Consider the following 21,774-nt stretch of genomic DNA (forward strand, 5'->3'; position numbering starts at 1 on the left):
CTTCTCGTTCTGCTCGTAGGGCTCATGGGCAGCATTGTCCTCGTACTGGGCATGCTGCTCGCACGGAGCATCGCTGAGGGCCAGCAGCAGGCGATGTACGTCGACCGGCTGGGCGACACGACACGGTTCGCCGCGATCGCACAGCAGGGGATGACGGCCACCGATCTGCGTACGCTCGGCGACGAGCTCGCGAGGTACGACCAGGTGTACGGCATCGCCGGCGCAGTGCTCGACAGGGGCGGCGAGGTCCGGGTGGCATCGCGGGCCCTGATGCCGGCGTTTGACGGATCAGGCCGGTCCGCGGTGCGTGCGGCGCTGAGCGGGCGGCGCAGCGAGAACCCGCATCTCCGTTGGCCGTGGGACCGCAGGCCGATCGTCGTCGCGGAGCCGGTGCTCCAAGGCGGCGACGTCGTGGGGGTGGTGATGACCGTCTCGCCGACCGACGCCCTCGCCGGCCGGGTCCTGCGCTGGTGGGCGCTGCTCGCGATCGGCGAGCTTGTCGTGCTGGCCGTCTGCGTTCTGCTGGCCCTCCGGTTCACCCGGTGGGTGCTCAAGCCGGTGCACACCCTGGGCCGGGTGGCGCACGTCATCGCGACCGGAGGGCTGGGCGCACGGGTGTCCGGCGCGAGCGGCCCTCCGGAGCTGCGCAGCCTCGTCACGACGTTCAACGAGATGGCCGACCACGTCGAGACCCTGCTCGACGAGCAGCGCGCGTTCGTCGCGGACGCTTCCCACGAGCTGCGCAACCCGCTCAGCGCCTTACTCCTGCGCTTCGAGTATCTGGGCGCCGGCCTTGGCGAGGAGTGGAGCCATGATCTTGACCTGGCCCGGGCGGAGGGCCGCCGGCTGACACACATCCTCGACCAGCTGCTCGTGCTGGCACGGGCCGAGCACTGCGCCCACGCGCCCGACCGGCTCGACTTCGCGGCCCTCGTCGGCGAGCGGCTGGCGGTGTGGCGGGTCGTCGCCGACCGACGCGGAATCGACCTCGAAGTGGATGCATCGGAGCCCGTGTGTGCGATCGCGGACCGGGCGGCGGTGAGCGGCGCGTTGGACACCGTGCTCGACAACGCGCTCAAGTTCAGCCCACCGGGCAGCCGGGTCCGCGTCGAGGTGGCTCAGGCCGAGGATGGGGTCGAGGTCCGGGTGAGGGACGAAGGGACGGGGCTGTCTCCGGAGGAGATCGCGCGGGTCGGCGACCGCTTCTGGCGCAGCCCCCGGCACCAGAACATCGAGGGGACAGGGCTCGGCCTGTCCATCGCGAAGACGCTGTTGACCCCATCGGGCGGACGGCTCGAGGTGCGGCCGGGCGCGGAGCGGGGCCTCGTCGTGGCCGTACTCGTCCCGGCGGTCACCGCTTGACATCGCGGTAGTAGCGGAGCGCCCCGTCATGCAGCGGCACCGGCACGGTGGCGATGGCGGCGCGCCGATCGAGCAGCGCCACCGCGGGCACCGCGCGGGCCATCTCGTCACGCCGGGCGAACAGCACCCAGGTCAGGCGACGGATGAGCCCGCTGTCCGTCGAGGCGTTCGTCACCAGGTAGTTCGGTACCGCGATGGTGGTGACCTCGGCCGCGGTGCTGTACGTCCCGATGGGTATGGTCGCGCGGCGGTACGACGGGCCGTACCGCTCCCGCATCTCGTCGACCAGCTCACCGAGCGGCAGCAGCCGGACCGGCACGCTCTGGGACAGCTCCGTCACTCCGCTGGTCGGCAGGCCACCGGACCAGAAGAAGGCGTCGATGTCGCCGTTGCGGAGCGCGTTGGCCGACTCGTTGATGCCGAGCCGGACCCGCCGGATGTCTTTTTTCCAGTCGAGCCCGGCGATGGACAGCATCCGGTTCGCGATCAGCTCGGTACCGGATGACGGGGACCCCACGGACACGCGCAGACCGCGCAGGCCTGTGATGTCGCGCGCGGAGCTGGCAGAGCTTACGACCAGATGGACGAAGTCGTCGTAAACGCGGGCGACCGCCCTGATCGGAAGGGGTTCCGAGAAGGGGCCGCGGCCCTCCACCGCGTCGGCGGCAGCGTCGGCGGCGACGAAGGCGAGTGTGCTCCGGCTGTCGGCGATGCGCTGCAGGTTCTCCACGGAGCCGGCGGTGGGGTCGACCGACGCGTCGACCCCTTCGAGCCGGCCATTGAGCACTTTGGCCAGCTCCTGGCCGTAGGAGTAGTAGACACCCTTCGTGCCACCCGTCGCGACGCGTACGTGAGCCATCGTGCGGCCATCGCTGGAGGCCGAGCACGCGGTGAGGGCGGCGGTCAGTAAGAGCCCCAGACCACGGCGGGTCAGCTCGGGGAGGAGCATCCCGCGACGATACCAGCGGACCCGCCGGCGGGCGCTCCGCCGCCGTCCCCCAGCCGTTGGCGCCGCCCCCGGGCCGCCGGGGTGCGGAGGTTACCGCAGAGGAACCTCAGGGGTTCCTCAACAGTTCTTGACTGGTGTCAAATCCGCTGATTACGTCTCATTTTAACCAACCGTGACGATCGGCTGGCGCGCGCTCAGGCTCTTGGGGATTCAGACGACGACGTACTACGAGGTCAGTGCACGATCATGAAAGTGTCACGCATCCCTGGATTCCGACGGACCCGATCCAGGCAAGAGCCTCCTCGCGCAGCCGCGCCCCGCGCGCTGCCCGTCTCCTCATCCTCGCCTCTGTGCCGCTGCTTGCCGCGCCCGCAGTGAGACGGCGTCCGGTCCTTACCGAAAACCCGGCACAGAACCAACTCGGCACGGAACAAGAGAAGGGAAGATGCATGCCGCACGGAGCGAGGTGGACGATCCTTGCGAGGGTCGGCCTCAGAAGGACGTGGGGTGGCCGACCCCCCGCGCACCGGGAGGAGAGGGGCCCGGTCGGGTCCCGAGCCCGCGGTCGGGCAAGGCTGTTAACCATCGCGGGGCTGTCCGCGCTCTTGATGGTGATCGGGCTGCCGTCGGTCTCGAGCGCCCAGGAGGTGGCGCAGGACCCGAATCAGGTCCAGGGGCTCACGGTGGTGCAGGGGGAGGGATACGCCACCCTGGCGTGGATCCCGGTCGACGGCGCCACGGACTACCAGATCGAGCGCACGCCCGTGAACGACCAGAACGTCGCCACGGGCGCGTCGGTGATCACCGGCGTCTGGTTGCCGAACCGCCAGGTGCACAATGAGTCGCCGACCTTCGCCGACGCGGGGTTCAATCCCGGCGCCCGCTTCCAGTGGCGGGTGCGGGCTCGGTTCGGGACCACCGGGCAGCCCTATTCGGAGCCGTTGTCCGACACGACGTCGCCGCCGTGGGGCGACCCGAATGTGCCGGGCGAGAACCTGCGTACGCAGTGGGAGACCACGCAGGCCGCGCAGTTCACCAGCGACGTGAACGAGTACGCCTACACCGCGGCGATCGATCAGTTGAGCGATCGGGTACGGGTGGCGGAGATCGGGCGGACCGTGCAGGACCGGCCGATCAACATGTTCATCATCGGCTATCCGGCCCCACCGGCCACCCCACAGGGGGTCGCGGCCACATCGCCGCTGCTGATCAACTGCAACGTGCACGGCAACGAGTCGAGCGACCGCGAGGGCTGCCTGATCATGGCCCGCAAGCTCGCGTTCAGCAACGACGCCAGGACCATCGACCTGCTGTCGCACACGACGGTGCTCATCGTCCCCACCATCAACGCTGACGGCCGGGCGAACAACACCCGCGGCAACTTCACGGGTCAGGATCTGAACCGCGACTACTCGCTGATCCGCGAGCCCGAGACGTTCGCGTTCGTGAAGATGCTGCGCGACTACCAGCCCGTGGCGGGCTACGACGGGCACGAGTTCGGCAACTCCAGCGCTGGTGACCTGCCGATGCTGCCACCGCGCCACCAGAACGTGGCTCAGCCGATCTTCGACGAGTCCCAGAACATGATCGTGGGCCACATGTACGAGCAGGGCGCGAAGGACGGCTGGTGGCCGTGTCCTTATGGATGCGCGAACGGCGGGAACGTGGGGCTGAGCGAGGAGACGATCCTGCGCAACACCCTGGGTCTGAAGAACGTGGTCAACTCGCTGCTCGAGCTGCGTAGCTCGGGTGGGGCGACCCGCCCGGACGAGGGCAACGCGGCGAACAACCGCCGGCGCAAGACGTACTCGGCCATGTGGACCTTCAACCAGTTCCTCGACTACCACCCGGCCAACCTGGGGGCGATCAAGAAGGCGCGGGCGGAGGCGATCAGCTTCCAGGTCTCGAACACCGGCCGGATCGTCTTCCGGGGGTCGCGCCCCATCCCGGCGTTCTCCGCGCCGCATCCGGGAGAGAGCCCGCCCCCCCTTGACGCCCCCAAGGACTCCCAGATCCTCGAGCAGGTGCCGTGCGCCTACAAGCTGACCGAGGAGCAGTACAACGGGCCGCGCACCGACGGTCCCGCCGGCAAGCGCACCACGGCGGCGCAGCGCATCGCGGCACACGGCTGGAAGGTCGCGAAGGTCGGCAAGGAGTACATCGTCCCCATGGCCCAACCCGAGCGGGGGCTGATCCCTCTGCTCCTCGACTCCCAGGCCGTTGAGGGGCTGGTCAGAGCCGAGCGGGTCTACCCGACCATGTCGGGCCCCCACACCGGTCCCTTGGTCGTCTCCTCCGGTGTCACCTGCCTCGATGGCGCGACGGTGTCAGGCCCGGTCACGGTCAAGCCGGGCGCCGCAATGATCGCGACCGGCGCGACGATCAGTGGGCCGGTGACCGCCACCGGCGCCGCTGCGGTCGTGCTGTCCGACACCACGGTGAACGGGCCGGTACGGATCTCGGACACCAGCGGCGCGGTGGCCATCGCCGACTCCAAGATCGCCGGGCCGGTCGACCTGGCGGGCAACCACACCGGGGACGACCCGCCCCTCGTGGCCGGGAACACCGTGGGCGGCCCGCTGAAGTGCAGCGGCAACACCCCCGGACCGGTCAACCTCGGGCTGTCGAACTCGGTGCAGGGCCCGAAGGCCGGCCAGTGCGCGGGGTTGTGACCTGACCCGCAGCCACCGGGCGGCTGCAGATGGGGCTGGAACTCGTGGGCTCGGCCGTGTTCGAGGCCGCCTGTAAGGGCGTACCCGCACTTCACTAACCGCCATGGTGAGTGCCCTCTTCCGGGGTGCCGGGAGGGGGCGCTCACTCACCGTAGACCTACAGAAGGGTCCAGATGACTACGCACAGACGTCGACGCCGTGGATTGGCGGCAGCCCTGGCCGGATTACTCGGCGCCGGCCTGATCCTGTCCGGCACTGCGGCCATGGCCGCCGAGCCGGGCGAGCCAGCGGATGGTGCGCCGGTGGCCACCGCGCGGTCCCCGCTGGAGAGCCCCGAGCCGACCTCCCTTGTCCGCCTGCACCTATCCGGCAAGGACGCGCTCGACGAGGTCGTCGAGGCGGGGTACGACCTGGCCGGCGGCCTGGAGCGGGTCGAGGACGGCATCGAGGTCGACGCGGTCCTCACCGCCGAGGAGCTGGCGGCGGTGCGGGGGCTCGGCGCTCGGGTCGTCGACTCCGCGCGATCCGGCCCCACGATGGCGACCCGCGCAGACGGAGCGGCCGCGCCGCACTCAGCCGGTGCCGCCGAGGCGGCCGACACGGTCAAGATCGGTCGCGTCGACTACTTCACGACCAAGGGGCAGGGCTTCATCTCGGTCGAGGCCAAGACCTCGAAGGGCAGCGATCCGGGTGCGGGCATGACGCTGGTCTGGGACGCCGGACCGGGCACGGCACCCGGCGCCGGCGGCACCACCGTGATGTCACGCTTCGTCGACGCCGGTGTGTACATGTACCACAACGTCCTGATCCCGGTCGGCGCGAGGCCGTCGCTGGTGCGCGTGACGAGCAGCCTCGGCGGCGAGGCGACCGCCAACGTGTCGGACTGGCTGTACGACGTGACGCCCCCCAGCACGCGCAAGGGCTACCGGACCGGCTTCGTCGACCACTACATGAACGCCACCGAGCTCTACGACCGGATCGAGGCGCTGGCGAAGGCGTATCCGGACCTCGCGGAGATCGTGGAGATGCCGAACAAGACGAACGGCTACCGGCGCCACGCGCAGGCGGTGCTCGGCACGGTGGCTGCCCAGTCGGTGGTCGTCACGTCGAAGAAGTGGGGACACGAAGGCGGCAATGACCTGACCGTACAGCTGGAGTCGACCGGCAGGCCCGGCGAGCGGCTCGCGGTCCGCGTCGAAGGGAAGGCGGTCGTCGTCACCCTTGCCACCGACTCGAACGGCAGCCCCACCAGCCGTGCCGTGGACGTGGTCAACGCGTTGAACGCCGGCACCGGCATGCCCGTTGAGGCGACGACCTACCGCGGTAACGCCGGGACGGGCATCGTCGCACCGACCGGCCCGATCGCGCTCACCGACTTCCTCAAGGCGCCGGCCGGGATCTCCCGCGACCCGTTCGCGATCCGTGCGATCCGCATCGGCAAGCACCGGGACGGCTCGAAGCCGGGCGTCCTCATCCAGGCCGAGGACCACGCCCGGGAATGGGTGCCCCCACTCATCGCGCTCGAGTCGGCGGAACGGTTGCTGCGCAACTACGCGACCGACGCGGAGACGAAGCAGATCGTCAACAACACCGACATCTTCATCGTCCCGTCGAACAATCCGGACGGCTCGCACTACAGCTTCTTCGACTACAACATGCAGCGCCGCAACATGACCAACCACTGCGGCCCCAACCAGTCCGACCCCGGCTACCGCAACTCGTGGGGGGTCGACCTCAACCGCAACTACGGCGTCGCGTCGTCGCACGACGGTTACTCCGGCGGCTCCGCGAGCTGCACGAGCGACACCTACGCCGGCCCGGCGAAGCTGTCCGAGCCGGAGACCAGGAACACGGTCTGGGTCGTCGACAACAACCCGAACATCAAGTTCTACATGACGATCCACAGCAACGGGGGCCAGCTGTTCTGGCAGCCGGGCGCGTACAAGGACGCGGGCCGGGAGACACTGCCGCGACCGCAGTACCGCGACGAGGCCTACTACTGGCAGATGGCCGGGCAGATCCTGTCGCAGGTGAAGGCGCACCGGGACACCGTGGTCCAGCCGGGCAACGTCGGCGCGTCCGCGGACGTGCTCTACTCCTCGTCGGGCAACGTACGTGAGCACCTCTACTACACGTACGGCATCTACGCCTTCGGCTGGGAGGTCGGGGGGTCCCTGTGGGACCCGGAGCGTGGCCGCTGGGTCGGCGGCTCGTTCCAGCCCGCCTGGGACGAGGCCTACGAAGAGGCCCTGGAGTACTCCAACGGCGTCATGGAAATGTTCAAGATCGCGATGGACTACGGCAAGGACCACAAGCGCCCGAAGTCCGAGCTGGTGGTCGACGGCACCAGTGACAGCGGGATGGTCGAGGTGCGTTTCGAGGTCGACAAGCCGGCGACGGTCTACTACACGATGGACGGCAGCCGGCCGAGCTTCCAGTCGTCGAAGTACCGTGCCAGCGGCATCCGTGAGGGCGGTGAGACCTTGCTGGTCCCACGGAACGCGACGGTGAAGTGGTTCTCGGTCGATCCGGCAGGAAACGTCGAGAACAACTACGACCCGAATGGCAACGGTGAGAACTACCGGGCCAAGAGGCTGGACGTCCTCGTCAAGGGCGCAGCGTAGAAAAATCGCCGGCCTGCCGTGGCGGAAGCCTCGGCAGGCCGGCGACTGCTTTCCCGCATGAGTGTTGCTGGACGAGGGCGACGGCACCCGACGGACCCGGGCACGGAGGTGGTGAACACGGGACGGACGTTGTCCACAGGCAGCGGGGAAGCGTCCTCAGGAATGTCAGGGTGGCGGTGGAAGTCCAGCGTGACCCGCAGGTACGCGTCCGCCGGGAACCCGTCTTTCATCTGGCTCCTTCGGCGTCTGGCTCTACCGCTCCGGCAAACCGACCAACTGGTGACGATCGCGGCCGTAAGGGCGTGTCAGGGCACGATCACGACAAATGACGGAGCCGTAAGGCGACATTTTCGACATTTGCACCATGACGGCCGTTCGTACCGCTCTCTAAGATCGTGCCACGTGCGATCTTCGACCGCGCGGTTCTCAACCTGCACTGATAGACCCCAAGGAGGGTCTGGTGAAAACGAAGCCCCTCGTGGCGGGTGCGGTTGCTCTGGCAATGGCTGCGGCACTGCAGCTGTCTGGAGCCGGCTCAGCATTCGCTGACACGCCGCCCAACTCGAGCCCGTCGGACAACTCCGCCCACGGCGGTCCGATCCTCGACGACGTCCACAACGTCCCGACGACCGCTGTCGCAGGCAACGTCACGTTCCTCGACAACGTCAAAGGAGTCAGCGGCTACTCGGCGCTGAACTTCATCCACTATGACAAGTACGGCTACGACTTCATGGTCGCCAACGGCACCGGCGGCCTCGCCGTCTGGTCGCTGAAGGACCCCGAGCACCCGGCCCTGGTCTCGAAGATCACGGCAGCCGAGCTGCGCCTTCCGGGGGACACCCAGGACAGGTTCTGGGAAGGCGAGAACATGACCGTCGACCCGAAGCGCAAGCTGGTCTTCCTCACCCGGGACCCGCGCGGCTTCGGCGGCACCGTCACGACCGGCCAGTCCGGCGTCTACATCGTCGACGTCAAGAACCCGTGGAAGCCGGAAACGGTCATCTTCCACCCGGTCCCGGCCGGACACACGGCCACCTGCATCAACGACTGCAAGTACCTGTGGTCGGTCGGTCCGGCCAACACGGGTACGCCAGGCCAGGACCCCTCCTGGAACGGCGTGCCGGTGCGGGTGACCGACATCCACGACATCAAGCACCCGTACACCTTCGACCGGGCGGTCGATCTCGGCCGGTTCGACGGGGTCACGGACTACGTGCACAGTGTCGACGTCGACAAGGACGGTGTCGCCTGGGTCTCCGGTGAGGGTGGTGTACGCGGCTACTGGACCGAGGGTAACCACTACGACCCGGTGCAGAAGCGCAAGAGGGTCGCGACGGCGTACGACCCGGTGCCGTACGCGGGCGGGACCGTCGTCCCGACCAACCCGGCGGGCACCGAGTTCTTCGACTTCTTCGACCACAACGCCTACCACAACACCGAGAAGGTCGGCGACTTCGACAAGGGCGAGCTGCTCTACATCGCCAACGAGAACATCACGGCCTGCTCACGGGCGGGCGAGTTCAAGATCGCCTCGTTGAAGGGCAGCTACGACGGCGAGGGCTGGCGGTCCACGCCGGAGAAGCCGTTCCGGCTGGAGCTGATCAGCCACTGGTCGCCGTGGGGCAAGGAGGGGTCCGCCACCAGCGGTAACTGCTCCTCGCACTGGTTCACGGTGAACGGCAACATCGTGGCGCAGGGATGGTACGGGCAGGGCACCCGCTTCATCGACGTGTCGGACCCGAGGAACCCGACCCAGGTCGGCTACTTCCGCGTGCCGGCGGGGCAGGGCGTGACCGCCGGTTCGGCGTCGGCCGTCTACTGGCACAACGGGCTGGTGTACGTCGCGGACTACAACCGAGGCGTCGACGTGCTGCGGTTCGATGGCAAGCTGTCCGGCGAGCCGGACAAGAAGATCTGTTGGAACTCTTGCGACAAGTAACCGTCTGAGTTGAAAGCACCCGGCCCGAGCGTGGAACGCTGCGCTCGGGCCGGCTTTCGATGGCGACGGGCATGGAGGTAGACGGTGCGACGCCGAGGTGCCATGCGCACGGTCGCGCTGGGCGCGACCGTGCTGGTAGTGAGCGGTCTGCTTGACGCGTGCTCTGCCTCCGATGAGGGCAGGGACGCCCCGAGGCCGCAGGGCGAGATCACGTTCGGGGTGCTGGCCCCGCTCTCGGGCGACATGGCCGAGCGTGGACAAGACCTCGTCGATGGGGCGCGGCTGGCTGCCGCTGAGATCAACGATCGGGGCGGGGTTCTGGGGCGGCAGGTGAGCCTGGCCGTCGAGGACGGCGGCTGCGCGTCGGCGACCGCGGAGCAGGCGGCGACGGGGCTTGCCGCGAAGAGTGTCGTGGGGGTGATCGGCGGTCTGTGCGAGGACGCGGCGGTGGCGGCGGCGAAGGCCGTGGCCGCGGACGGTACGCCGTTCCTGGTCTCCTCCGCCCGTGCCGACCGGCTGGTCGGGGCCGGGCTGCCGTCGGTGTTCCTGATGGAGGGCACGGTCCACCAGGAGGCGATGGCGGCGGTGCACTGGATGGGCTACCGGAGCCCGCAGCGGGTGGCGGTGCTCGGTGACGGCTCGCCGGCCTCGCGGCGGCTGTCCGGCCTGGTGACCGACCGGGTCAAAGCCGACGGCCTGGAAGTGAGCAGCCGGAGCGCCGGAGTGAAGGAGCCGGAGCTCGCGGAGCTCGCCGGCACCGTCGCCGGCTCCAAGGCGGACTTCGTCTATTGGACGGGAGCGGCGGGACCGGGTGGACGGCTCGTGAGCGCACTACGTCAGGCCGGCTACACCGGCTATTTCATGGCCTCCTCGCAGTCGGACAGCTCCGAGTTCCTGCAGGCGGCGGGCGGGGCGGCCGAGAACGCCTTCCTCACCACGACCGCGGGCCCACGGCTTCTCCCTGCAGCGGCGGACTGGGTTACCCGCTTCAAGGACCGCTACCGGCGGGACCCGGGCCGTGACGCGATGCAGGCCTACGACGCGCTCCGCGCGGTGGCGCAGGCGGTGCTCCAGGCAGGGGACACGGCTCCCTCGAAGGTCGTCGACAACCTCCCGCGGCTTGAAGACTTCACCACCTTCACCGGGACGCTCCGCTTCGCCGCCGATCACTCGCTGGCCTACGACAACTACGTCATCGCCCAGGTCCGGGGCGGCACGTTCACCCTGGCCAGCAAGCTCCGTACGGACCAGCTCGGATGACGCGCGGTGTGCACCCCGCAGGCCATCGTCGGGCCCGGCTGATCGCGCGGCTGGCGGTGATCGCGCTCCTCGTGGCCGGCGGCCTGGTCGCAGACCTCGTCTCCGTCGAGGCCACGCGTCCGGCGTACGCGCACGCCTACCTGCTGGAGAGCTCGCCGGTCGACGGCGAGGTGCTGGACTCGCCCCCGGCCGAGGTCCGGCTCCGCTTCAACGAGGCGGTGAGCTTCAGCCAGCGGTCGATTCAGCTGCTCGACATGACCGCGAAGAAGCTGGCGATCGGTGTCCCGGGTCACGTGGACGGGAAGGCCAACACGGCGCGGGTGAGCCTGCCCACGGATCTGGCCGAGGGAACCTACGTCCTGGCCTGGCGGGTCACGTCCGCTGACTCGCACGTGGTGTCGGGTGCGTTCAGCTTCAGCATCGGCCACCCGAGCGCGCTGGCCGCCCCGGTGGAGCAGGACGTCAGCCGTGCCGTCCCCGTCGTCGATGCGGTCGGCCGCGCCCTGGCCTTTCTCGGTATGGCCCTCGCCCTGGGCGGCGCGCTGTTCGTAGCCGTGCTCTGGCCCGCCGGCCGCGACGACCGCCGCGGCCGGCGTATCGTCTGGTCCGGCTTCGCCGCGCTGACCACCGGCACCGTGGTGGTCCTGCTCGTACAGGGGCCGTACGCCGCCGGCACGTCGCTGACCGGGGTGTTCGACCCTGACCTGCTCAGCGCGACGCTGTCCACGCGGTTGGGCCACGCGCTGCTGGTGCGGCTGGGGATCGTGCTCGCCCTCGGCGTGGCCTTCGGGATCGCCGTACGGCACTCCCCGCCCCCTGCCGGTGCCGGGACGGCCGGCGTCGGAGCGGCCGGTGTCACCCGCCGGATCGTCCTGCCCGCGGTCGCCGCGGCCGGCGCCGTCGCCTTGACGTTGACCTGGACGCTGGCGGATCACGCGCAGACCGGCGTGCAGACCTGGCTGGCCGTGCCGGCGACCAGCCTGCACCTTCTTGCCATGGCCCTGTGGCTGGGCGGTCTGATCCCGCTCGCGGCCTGCGTGCTCATCCCGGCGGGGAGACAGGAGCCCACCCGCGCGATCTCTCTGGAGCCCGCGCTCCCGAGGTTCTCCCGGCTCGCGGAGATCTGCTTCGCGGTGATCGCGGCGACCGGCGTATATCTGGCCTGGCGGCAGGTGGGGACGTGGGGTGCGCTCGGCGGGACCGACTTCGGGCGGCTGCTTCTCGGCAAGCTCGTCGCCGTCCTCGCCGTGGTGGGTCTTGCCGCCGGAGCGCGGCGGTTCGTGCGGCGGCGCAGCCGCGGAGCCCTCGGCCTCGACGCCGCCCCTTCCATCGCGGTGCGTCGGCTGCGCCGCTCGGTCGTGGGTGAGGTCGTGCTCGGGGTCGCCGTCGTGTCGATCACGGCCGTCCTGGTCGACACCGCCCCGGCCCGCACCAGCTACGCGCCGCCGGTGCACAGCACGGTCTCCATTCCCGCCGCCGCGGACGGGGCCGGCACGGCCACCGGGCTGCCGGGCGGCTCGGTCGAGGTGAAGATCGAGCCGGCGAGGTCGGGAAGCAACATGGCCGACATCTACATCACAGGGCGGGACGGTTCGCTGGTCGCGTTGCCAGAGATCTCCGGTGAGCTCGAGTCGGGGGACCGCGAGATCCCGGCGCTGCCCGTCAAGATCTCCGCGGCCGAACCCGGCCACTACGTGGCGAACTCGATGTCCATCCCTTTCCCGGGGGCGTGGGTGCTGCGGCTGGACATCCGAATCTCCGACTTCGACGAGACACCCGTGCGTATCCCGTTCACGGCACGCTGAAAGGCTGATGACACACATGCGAGGCCCTGACCGGAAGGCGCCCCGGCGCCCAGTGACCACGGCCGCCGCCGGCGTGCTGGCCCTCGGCGTCCTGGCGGGCTGCTCCAGCGAGGCTGCGGAGCCGTTGACCAAGCCGCCCTACACCGTGGACTCCATCCGGTTCGGCCTCGTCAGCCCCAGCGACCTGGGCGAAGGCGCGATCGAGATCAAGGACAACGGCCACTCCTCGCACGTCGTCAACACGCCCCCGAACAGCATCCCGACCTGTCCATACGTCCAGCGCTCCGATGATGTCAAGGTCGATGTGGAGCCGGCGGTCGAGCCGGTGGGTGGGAATCCGACCGGGCGGTTCATCGTCGCTCCGCAGCTCGTGGGGACGTCGTCGCTTCCGGTCGTGACACAGGGCGCGGTGGTCTTCCAGAGCTCCGCGCTCGCCGACGACACGATGAACACCGTCGTGGCCGAGTCCGCCAAGTGTCCGGAGGCGTTCGGCGTGCTCGGCGGACCGCCGTCCGTCGTGGGCGCTTACAAGGTTGGCAGCCGGCCGATCGAGATGGACGGATGGAAGGGGTTCGCCCAGCATCTCGTGCACACCTCGCCCCCGGAGGTGAACCCGGAGACCTACGACGATCTGATCACCGTCGTGGTGCACAAGGCGAACGCCATCATCTACGTCGGCTATGCGCAGATCAAGGCGGTGGGCCAGCGCGCCGACTCCGACGAGAAGGTCAAGGCGTTGATGAAGACGACGCTGGCCCGCCTGGGCTAGCGCCGCGTCCACGAAGATCACATATTGGAGGTTGGAGAAACGGTGAAGTTCTTACCTGTTGGAGGAGCCTTGAGGGGCAGAGCCCTCCTGACGGGCACGGCCGTCGTCACGGCGGCCGTGCTGCAGATGGCGAGCCTCGGCCCGGCATACGCGGAGCCGTCCGGTCCGGTCGGCCCCGGCACGGTCGGGTCCGCCCATGGCGAGGCGACCAGCGCGCAGAACCGGGCGGACTCGGCCGCGAAGGACGCCGCCAAGGCAGCCGCCCGTCTGGACGAGGCCAAGGCCAATGCGGAGGCGGAGGCGCAGAAGGCGGCCGACGCCGCAGCCAAGGCTGAGGAGTCGGGCAACGCCGCCGACCAGAAGAAGGCGGCGGAAGCCGCCGACAAGGCCGCGGAAGCATCCGCCAAGGCGGCGAAGGCACAGCTGGAGTACAACGAGAAGACCGCCGCCGCAGCGGCGGCGGCAGCGGTCGCGGCGGAGGCGGCGACCAACGCCGAGCGTGAGGCCGCGTCGCTGGCCCGCGTCACCGCCGGCACCGGCACCGCGGGGACGGAGATCCTCCCGGACACCGGGGTGTTCCCCGACAACGCGACGCACAGCGACAACGTCGAGGTCGTCGGCCACGTGCGCGGGGTGCTGTCCGGCAACTCGAGCTGTCCCGCTCTCAAGCCGACGAAGTGCCCCGCGTTCTCGTCGCTGAACTTCGTGCGCTACGAGAAGCTCGGCTACGACGTCATGGTCGCCAACGGCACCGGCGGCCTGGCCGTCTGGTCGCTGAAGGACCCCGAGCACCCGGCGTACATCTCCGCGGTCACCGTCGACCAGCTGAGGCAGCCGGGCGAGACGATGACCCAGTTCTGGGAGGGCGAGAACCTCACGGTCGACAGCAGGCGCAAGCTCGTCTTCTTGACCCGCGACTCGGGCACGAAGGGCCTGTTCATCATCGACATCAAGGACCCGTGGCACCCGGTGCTGCTGGGCTTCCACCGGGTCCCGCTCGGCCACACCGCGACGTGCATCAACGACTGCCGTTTCATCTGGTCGGTGGGGTCGGGTGTGCGCGGCGTGAGCTCCCCTGTCCACGTGACCGACGTGCGTGACGTCAACCACCCGTTCACCTACAGCCAGGCCGTCGTCTCCGACGTCCGGCGCACCGGTGTGACGAGCGGCTCCACGCACAGCGTCGACGTCGACTTCGATGGCGTCGTCTGGGTGTCGGGCAGCGGCGGCGTCCGCGGCTACTGGACGGATGGCAAGCACTTCGACCCGGCCACGCAGACCAAGCGCTACGCGACGGCCTATGACCCGATCCCGTACGCGGGAGGCAGCGTCAGCGGCTCGGAGGGCGCCTTCCTGCACAACGCCTACCGCTTCCCGAACGCCCTGGGGGACCGTCCCAAGGGCGACGTGATGCTCATCACCAACGAGAACAACAACCAGAACTGCTCGAAGGCCGGGGTGTTCATCCTGGCGTCGCTGGAGGGGACGCACGACGCCGACGGGCTCACCTCCACGCCGGAGAACCCGGTCAAGATGACGAGGCTCGCCACGTACAACCCCGGGGACAAGCCCGGCCACTACGTCGACCCGACGGGTAAGACCGGCGACTGCTCCGCGCACTGGTTCACGGTGGACGGCAACATCGTCGTCGGCGGCTACTACGAGCAGGGCGTCCGGTTCCTGGACATCTCCGACCCGAGGAACCCGCAGCAGGTCGGCTGGTTCCGGGTGCCCGACCGCGCCGCCGGCCCCGACGGCCCGGCGATCATCGGGAGCAACGTCTCCTCGGCCTACTGGCACAACGGGTACGTCTACGTCCCCGACTACGGCCGCGGCGTCGACATCCTGAAGTACACCGGCAACATCCCCGGCAAGAAGGAGAAGAAGGTCTGCTGGAACTCCTGCGAGAAGTAGGCACCAGCGGACACCTCCGGGGCGGGCCCCCGGTCTCCGAGAGCGCCAGCGCGCGAGCGGAGGCCGGGGGTCTCTCCCCGTCGCCCGGCCCCGAGGCCGCCTGCCTCGACCACCCCTTTCATCACGTACTGGAGCCGAGAGAAGCATCGTATGCAGCCTCCGACGACCTTTGACGGCCGTGGCCGGACCCGCCGCACCCGCTGGCTCGTACCGTTAGCCCTCACCGTCCTCACGCTCCCTGCCGCGGGCGGGTGCAGTTCGGGCGGCGCCGCGCCGGCCGCACTCAGGGGGAACATCTCCTTCGGTGTGATCGCCCCGCTGTCCGGGCCGGACGGGGCGCGCGGGCAGGATCTGGTCGACGGGGCGCAGATGGCGGCCAACGACCTCAACGTCCGCGGCGGGGTCATCGGGCTGCACGTCTCCCTGGTCACCGTCGACGACGAGTGCCTCGACGACGGCGGCAAGGAGGCCGCGAAGCGGCTCCACCTCACCGAGAGCGTCGCCGGTGCGCTCGGAGGCGTCTGTGACGACGCCGCCGGGGCTGCCGCGCGGGTCCTCGGCGGCAACGGGCTGCCGTTCCTCATCACCTCCGCCAACTCGCCCACGCTGGTCAGCGCGGAGGACACCCCCACGGCCTATCTCACCAACGGCACGCCGTACCAGGAAGCGCTCGCGACGGTGCACTGGATGGCCTACAACGCCGCCCAGCGGCTCGCAGTGATCGCTGATGACACCTCGCAGTCCGCATACCTGGTCAAACAGGTGATCTCGGTGGCCTCACCCGTCCCCAAGGTGGTCAGCAAGCAGACCCTGCCGGCCGGGCGGCAGGACATGGCCGCGGCCGCCGCCACCGCGCTGGCCGCCGACCCCGATGTCGTGTACTGGGCCGGCTCGGCCCGGGGATCCGGCCAGCTGGCCGCAGCGCTCCGGAAGGCCGGGTACAAGGGCACCTACATCGCCTCCGCGCAGTCGGAGAGCTCCGATTTCCTGTCCGCCGCCGGCAGGGACGGCGCCGAGGGCGCGTACGTGATCACAACGGCCAGCCCGCAGAACCTCCCCGCCGCCGCGGCGTGGACCAAGCGTTTCACCAAGGCCTTCGGCCACGCGCCGGGACGGGACGCGCTGCAGGCCTACGACGCGCTGCGCGCCTTGGGCCAGGCCGTGACGCAGACGGGAAAGGTGGACCCCGCGCTGAACAGCGGACAGCTGACCAAGCTCGAGGACACCTTCACCACGTTCATGGGTGAGCTTCGGTTCGCCCCCGACCACACGGTCAAGTACGACAACCATCTCGTGCTGACCGTCAAAAGCGGTGCCTTCACCCTCGCCAACACGCTGCGTCCGGACAACGACACCTGATGGCCCGTGCTCGATCGCAGCCTCCCCCGACGAAGTGAGTCATCCGTGACCTTGCGCCCCCGTGCCGCTTCGGCCCTCGCCCTGGCCGCCATCTGCGCCGCCGTCACCGGCTGTGCCAGCTCCGCGGACGCCACGGCGACCAAGCCGGCCTACACGGCCGGCGACGTCAAGGCCGCGTACTACACGGCCAAGGACGCCGGCGAAGGCGCGCGTGACTACTGGTACGACCGGGACTTCCACTCGCACAACAACTACGTGCCGCCGAGCGCCATACAGACCTGCCCGTACGTCCAGCGCTCCGACGCACCCAAGGCGCCGTCCAACGTGGTTCAGCCCGTCGGCGGCCAGCCCGTGGGGCAGTTCGCCGTGGAGCCCGCCCGGGCGACCGACTCCCGCGTCCCATACGTGACCCAGAACGCCCTTGTCTTCGGCTCGAACGCCATCGCCGATAACGCGATGGGCGAGGTCAACTCCGGGCTGGCCGAATGCCCCGGATCGTATGAGGTCAGAGGGGGGCCGCCGGTCATCCTCGGCACCTACAGCGTGACCAGCCGTCCGCTCGAGGTGTTCGGGTGGAAGGGGTACGTGCAGCAGCTCGCCCACACATACCCCTCGGGGCAGGACGACGTCTACTACGAGGACATCGCCATCGTGGTGCTCCATCGGGCGAACGTCATCCTCTATCTCGATCTCACCCAGAAGAAGATCGTCGGAGACCGCGCCGACTCGGCGGACAAGGTCAGGGGTGCCATGGAGAAAGTGCTGCGGCGGCTGGGCTGACCAAGACCTGCGGGGCTGAACCGGAGCCGCCGTACGCGGGCCAAAGCAGCCTCGCGATTTTCGACCACCTGAAACAACGATTCCCGATCACCCGAGACAACCTGGAGAGTGAATATGATGCGCCGTGCCATACGTGGCCTTGTAACCGCAGGAATGGCGGCCTTCCTGATCGGCGTCATGCCGGCGGTGGCGTTCGCGCACGTGAAGGTGACCCCGGACACGGCCACCCAGGGCGGCTACGCCGCCGTGTCGTTCCGCGTCCCCAACGAGCGCGACAACGCGAGTACCACCAAGATCGAGGTTCAGCTCCCGACCGACCACCCGCTGGCCTCGGTCTCGGTGAAGCCACACCCCGGCTGGTCGTACGAGATCACGAAGACCAAGCTGGCCACGCCGATCGAGTCGCACGGCGCGCAGATCAGCGAAGTCGTTGACAAGATCACTTGGACCGCGGTGGATTCGAACTCAGCGATCAATCCGGGTGAGTACGACGAGTTCTCCGTGAGCGCCGGACCGCTGCCCGCGACCGACCAGCTGGTGTTCAAGACACTCCAGCACTACAGCAACGGCGAGGTGGTGCGCTGGATCCAGGACCCCGCCCCCGGTGCCGACGCGCCGGAGCGGCCTGCGCCGGTGCTCAAGCTCGTGCCCAAGGGGGACACGGCATCGTCCCCGTCGACGGGCACCGACCATGCGGTTCTGGCCGCGGCCAGCGTGCCTGAGACCGAATCGGGTGCGGGGGTTTCGTGGGCGGTCGGGCTGTCCGTGGCCTCGCTGGTGATCTCCCTCGCGTGCGTCGCGATGATGGCCGTGCGGTCGCGCCGGGCGCAATAGCCGCAACGGTTACGTCGACCGTCTCCACCGCACGCCGGCTGACCAGGCTCGCCGGGGACGGGGCCTCGACCCCGTCCCCGGCGGGACCGGTCCGCATCGGCGTCGAGTGGCGTCAGCCGTACCGGAGGATGAAGGCCTTGTCCCGTTCGTCTTCGACTTCGCCACCCCTGCCAACGGCCCACATGCCGTTCGAACCGGGGATGCGGCTGATCGACACTGCGCTCACGCTGCCGAGCTGGAACTTAGGGCCGTAGGTGGAGATCCATTTACCCTGCGAATACTGCAAGAAGAGAGCCTGCTTCGGGTGGGACAGGTCGACGCCGCTCACCCACATGTTTCTGGAGGAGTCGGCCGTGATGCCGGTGAGGCGCCCCTTCGCCACCGGGAGGGGCACCCGGCTCCATGACTTGCCGTTGAAGTGCAGCGCGAGCGGCTTGGACAACTCGAAGCTGTAACGGGTACCAATGTAACCGATCGCCCAGACGTCATCGGCGCTGATCGGCCAGACCCCGGTGAGTGTGCCTCCGGGAATCGATGGGGTGGAAAGCTCCTCCCAGCGGACATCGCCGCCTTGCCCGGTTCCCCTCACAACCAGGGGCCCGTGGGTATTCTCCGAGCCGACCGCCCAGATCTCACCCGTCCTGCTGCCGGCCGACACCGCGGCGAGCGAGCCGTTGACGACGTACTCCTGGGTGAACCCGGCGCGGCCGCTCCAGCTCAGGACGGTGCCGCGGTCGTAGGCGGAGGTTCCGGCGAACCACACCCGACCCCGGCCGACCTCGACGTCGGACAGGTGGTTGTTCTCTGACACACCGAACGGTCGGTACATGCTCCAGCTTCTGCCGTTCCAGTGCCCGACCTGTACGTTGAGCCCGTTGCCGACCACCCACACGTCGTTAGGGGAAGCGGCGTGGACGGCCTCGAAATTGTAGAGATCCGGGTCGAACGTGTCGTACGTTTTCGCCGGCACACGGTAGGCGGGCATGGTCACGTTCTTCCACTGGTCTCCGTTCCAGCGCGCGATGGCGGGGCAGCTCGTGTGCTTCTCCCTGGCACAGCCGTACCCGACCGCCCACACATCCTGCGGACCGGTCGCCGCCACGTCAGCCAGGCCGGTGCCGTACGGCCCGAGGGGCGCGCCCTGGACGACTCGCCACTGTGGGGAGGCCGCTTCCGCGGCCCCGCCGCCGACCACGGACGCGACCACGATCGAGAGGGCCAGGGCGACTGACGCCCGTGGGAGTTTCCGCCGTACCCGGTGGCCGGCTGAAACCTGTGGGAGGGAGACTGCGCTGGCGACTGGGCTACCGGGCCGGGGCGTGGGGACGGCCATCGGGAAGGTCCTTTCATCTGAGACAAGCCGTATGTGATGGACCACTTGCAACCTCCCTGACCGTCAATCGCCGGGAGGGGCCGAGGAGGAGGTCCTGTCCTTCGACCGGTCCAGGAAAGGCGTTGTGACGGCGATCAATGGCCGAACGGATTGCCGGATGACTCGATGACCGGAACGGACGGCCAGCCGCAGACCCAGATCGCGACACTCGTCTGGCGCCGGGAGACCACGTCGTACACCTCGACCTCCCCATTGGCGAGGCGATCCGGGCTGGAGCAGTCGAGGAACTGGAGCTTCTTGCCGAAGCTGCCTCCGGCGAACCCGACGTGGGCGGAGGCGTTGACGCTGCCTCGCCACCTCTCCTTCCCCTGGGTGTCCCGGACCACGAGCGCGACCTGGCCGAAGTTGAAGTGGTCGCCGTTGACCTGGATGCGGACGGCGCGCGAGCCATCGCCGTTATAGCGGCTGGTCCACACCTTCGTCAGGAGCCTGCGCTCGTCGGCCTTGCTGTTGTCGAGCTTGACCTGGGCGCGGATGGCTGGGGTGACGCAGACGTCGTCGCCCGTGAAGGCCTCGCGCCACACATAGCCGGTCACGCAGGTGTGCGGGCCGTACGCTCCGTTGGTCCACCGGGATGCTTTGACGCTGTTGTCCTGTGCGGTCTGGGTCCGGATGGCGGGGGTGACGCAGACGCGGTCGGTCGCTCTGGCCTCGCGCCACACGTAGCCCTGAAGGCACGTGTCGGAGCCGGCCGCGGACGCGGGCGTGGCGATGACCGCGGTGGGGACGGTGACGGCGAGACAGGCGATCGCGGTTGCGGTCAGACCGAATGCGGTGCGCTTCATGATGATCTCCTCACCGGTGTGTTCCGGGGCCTGACCATCGCACCCCGGGCTTACGCACGCAGTTAAGGAGCACCCGCTTGCACGCACCTTTACTTGCGCTTGCCGCAAGCCCTGCAAGCAGGCCGCGAGTCCGCGCCGGACGATCAGATGATCATCAGCCTGCTGGGGGTCATGACCTGGATTCTTGAAGGGCGCAGGCCTCGTCCTTCAGGGCGGGGTAAGCCCGGAGCGGTCGCGCATGTTGGGGGGCCTGTCCGCCTTGGCGGAGACGGGGGGCGCGGGGTCTGCCGGGTGTTCGCCTCACCCGCCGAACCGCCCACGGAGTGGAGGGTGCGGGTACGGGTGGCCGGGCCGGTCGAAAAGTTTTCGAACACGCCTGCGTTCCCGCCGAGGTCGTGGCAGCATGAGCGCATTCGGTAACCGTCCGTTGTTCAACGGAAACAAGGGGTGATTTCATGCTGGCCGGCCGCCGCTACCGGCTGGAGCTCACCACGGAGCAGGCCCTGTTCGCCGAGCGGATCGGCGGGATCTGCCGGGCGGTGTGGAACACGGCTTTGGAGCAGCGCCGCGCCTACCGGCGGCGGGGCGCGTCCATCGGTTACGCCGAGCAGTGCCGCCAGCTCGCCGCCGCCAAAACCGACTTCCCGTGGCTGGCCGAGGCGCCGTCGCACTGTCTGCAGCAGACGCTCAACGACCTGGACCGCGCGGTGGCCGCCCACGGGGTGGGGCGGGTGCGGTGGAAGTCCCGGCAGAAGACACGGCCGTCGTTCCGGTTCCCCGAGGGCAAACGCCTCACCGTGGAGAAGATCAACCGCAAGTGGGGGCGGGTCAGGCTGCCCAAGTTCGGCTGGGTGCGGTTTCGCCGGTCACGCCCGCTGGGCGGGCAGGTGCGCTCGGCCACCCTGACCCGCGACGGCCGCCACTGGTTCATCAGCTTCCTCGTCGAGGACGGCCACCCCACCCCGCAGATGCACGACGGTCCGGCCGTCGGAGTGGATCGGGGGGTGGTGAGCGCCGCAGTCACCAGCGACGGCGAGTTCTACGACCGCCGCAACGTCACCTCGGCGGACGTCTCCTCTTTCCACCCTCCGGCCGAGGACAGAAAGGAGCGGGCCGCAGAGCGCGGGTATCTCAGCGCCGGGGAGGCCAAGCGGCATCTGCGGCTGCAGCGCCGGCTGGCCCGCAGCCGCCCGGGCGGCAGCGGCCGCAGGCGGGTGGTGGTGAAGCTCGCGGGGGTGATGCGGCGGGTGCGGCGGCGACGCGCGGACTTCAACGCTCAGGCCGCGCACCGGCTCACCGCCCGCTACGGGCTCATCGTGCTGGAGGATC

General features: G+C 69.3%; 15 protein-coding genes. 12 read left to right on the top strand and 3 right to left on the bottom strand.

What is annotated here, in order from left to right; all coding sequences use genetic code 11:
- The first annotated feature begins 24 nt into the window (after positions 1 to 24).
- Positions 25 to 1,362: an ATP-binding protein gene (locus tag ACIN94_RS30600; RefSeq protein WP_400713698.1), complete on the top strand. Its 1,338-nt coding sequence runs from the start codon at positions 25 to 27 to the stop codon at positions 1,360 to 1,362.
- Here ACIN94_RS30600 and ACIN94_RS30605 read toward each other — a convergent pair.
- Positions 1,352 to 2,311 (bottom strand): TAXI family TRAP transporter solute-binding subunit, encoded by a 960-nt coding sequence (locus tag ACIN94_RS30605; protein WP_400713701.1) that lies wholly within the window; start codon positions 2,309 to 2,311, stop codon positions 1,352 to 1,354. The genes ACIN94_RS30600 and ACIN94_RS30605 overlap by 11 nt on opposite strands.
- Before the next feature lie 608 nt (positions 2,312 to 2,919).
- Here ACIN94_RS30605 and ACIN94_RS30610 point away from each other — a divergent pair.
- The 10 genes from ACIN94_RS30610 to ACIN94_RS30655 all read left to right on the top strand — a co-directional run bounded on the left by ACIN94_RS30610 (position 2,920) and on the right by ACIN94_RS30655 (position 18,267).
- Positions 2,920 to 4,983 (top strand): M14 family zinc carboxypeptidase, encoded by a 2,064-nt coding sequence (locus ACIN94_RS30610; protein WP_400713704.1) that lies wholly within the window; start codon positions 2,920 to 2,922, stop codon positions 4,981 to 4,983.
- Between the two features lie 173 nt (positions 4,984 to 5,156).
- Complete coding sequence (locus ACIN94_RS30615) at positions 5,157 to 7,607, top strand: M14 family metallopeptidase (protein WP_400713707.1); 2,451 nt, start codon at positions 5,157 to 5,159, stop codon at positions 7,605 to 7,607.
- A gap of 460 nt (positions 7,608 to 8,067) precedes the next feature.
- The gene (locus tag ACIN94_RS30620) at positions 8,068 to 9,546 is read left to right on the top strand and encodes an LVIVD repeat-containing protein (protein WP_400713709.1); all 1,479 of its coding nucleotides are present in this window, start codon (positions 8,068 to 8,070) and stop codon (positions 9,544 to 9,546) included.
- Between the two features lie 84 nt (positions 9,547 to 9,630).
- Positions 9,631 to 10,806 (top strand): branched-chain amino acid ABC transporter substrate-binding protein, encoded by a 1,176-nt coding sequence (locus ACIN94_RS30625; RefSeq protein ID WP_400713712.1) that lies wholly within the window; start codon positions 9,631 to 9,633, stop codon positions 10,804 to 10,806.
- Entirely contained in the window at positions 10,803 to 12,611 is a 1,809-nt protein-coding gene (locus ACIN94_RS30630) for a copper resistance CopC/CopD family protein (protein WP_400713715.1), read from the top strand. The genes ACIN94_RS30625 and ACIN94_RS30630 overlap by 4 nt, the downstream gene beginning before the upstream one ends.
- 52 nt (positions 12,612 to 12,663) lie before the next feature.
- Positions 12,664 to 13,380 (top strand): hypothetical protein, encoded by a 717-nt coding sequence (locus tag ACIN94_RS30635; RefSeq protein ID WP_400713718.1) that lies wholly within the window; start codon positions 12,664 to 12,666, stop codon positions 13,378 to 13,380.
- A 69-nt stretch (positions 13,381 to 13,449) separates the two neighbouring features.
- Positions 13,450 to 15,294: an LVIVD repeat-containing protein gene (locus ACIN94_RS30640; RefSeq protein WP_400713721.1), complete on the top strand. Its 1,845-nt coding sequence runs from the start codon at positions 13,450 to 13,452 to the stop codon at positions 15,292 to 15,294.
- Between the two features lie 150 nt (positions 15,295 to 15,444).
- Positions 15,445 to 16,653, top strand: coding sequence for a branched-chain amino acid ABC transporter substrate-binding protein (locus tag ACIN94_RS30645; protein ID WP_400713724.1), 1,209 nt, complete (start codon positions 15,445 to 15,447; stop codon positions 16,651 to 16,653).
- Between the two features lie 45 nt (positions 16,654 to 16,698).
- Positions 16,699 to 17,433 carry a hypothetical protein gene (locus ACIN94_RS30650; protein ID WP_400713727.1) on the top strand — a complete coding sequence of 245 codons (735 nt, stop codon included), beginning with the start codon at positions 16,699 to 16,701 and terminating at the stop codon, positions 17,431 to 17,433.
- Between the two features lie 153 nt (positions 17,434 to 17,586).
- Positions 17,587 to 18,267, top strand: a complete 681-nt coding sequence (locus ACIN94_RS30655) for a YcnI family protein (RefSeq protein ID WP_400713730.1) — start codon at positions 17,587 to 17,589, stop codon at positions 18,265 to 18,267.
- A gap of 112 nt (positions 18,268 to 18,379) precedes the next feature.
- Here the strand turns inward: ACIN94_RS30655 and ACIN94_RS30660 are convergent, their stop codons facing one another.
- Together ACIN94_RS30660 and ACIN94_RS30665 are read right to left on the bottom strand one after the other, a co-directional pair.
- Positions 18,380 to 19,474: a hypothetical protein gene (locus tag ACIN94_RS30660; RefSeq protein WP_400713733.1), complete on the bottom strand. Its 1,095-nt coding sequence runs from the start codon at positions 19,472 to 19,474 to the stop codon at positions 18,380 to 18,382.
- A gap of 260 nt (positions 19,475 to 19,734) precedes the next feature.
- Positions 19,735 to 20,445, bottom strand: a complete 711-nt coding sequence (locus ACIN94_RS30665) for a hypothetical protein (protein WP_400713736.1) — start codon at positions 20,443 to 20,445, stop codon at positions 19,735 to 19,737.
- A gap of 455 nt (positions 20,446 to 20,900) precedes the next feature.
- On the opposite strand from ACIN94_RS30665, the gene ACIN94_RS30670 reads away from it, so the two are divergent.
- On the top strand, positions 20,901 to 21,774 hold an 874-nt coding region (locus tag ACIN94_RS30670), incomplete at its 3' end, for an RNA-guided endonuclease InsQ/TnpB family protein (RefSeq protein WP_400713739.1).

The organism is Streptosporangium sp. NPDC087985 (genome assembly GCF_044741965.1).
Taxonomy (GTDB): domain Bacteria; phylum Actinomycetota; class Actinomycetes; order Streptosporangiales; family Streptosporangiaceae; genus Streptosporangium.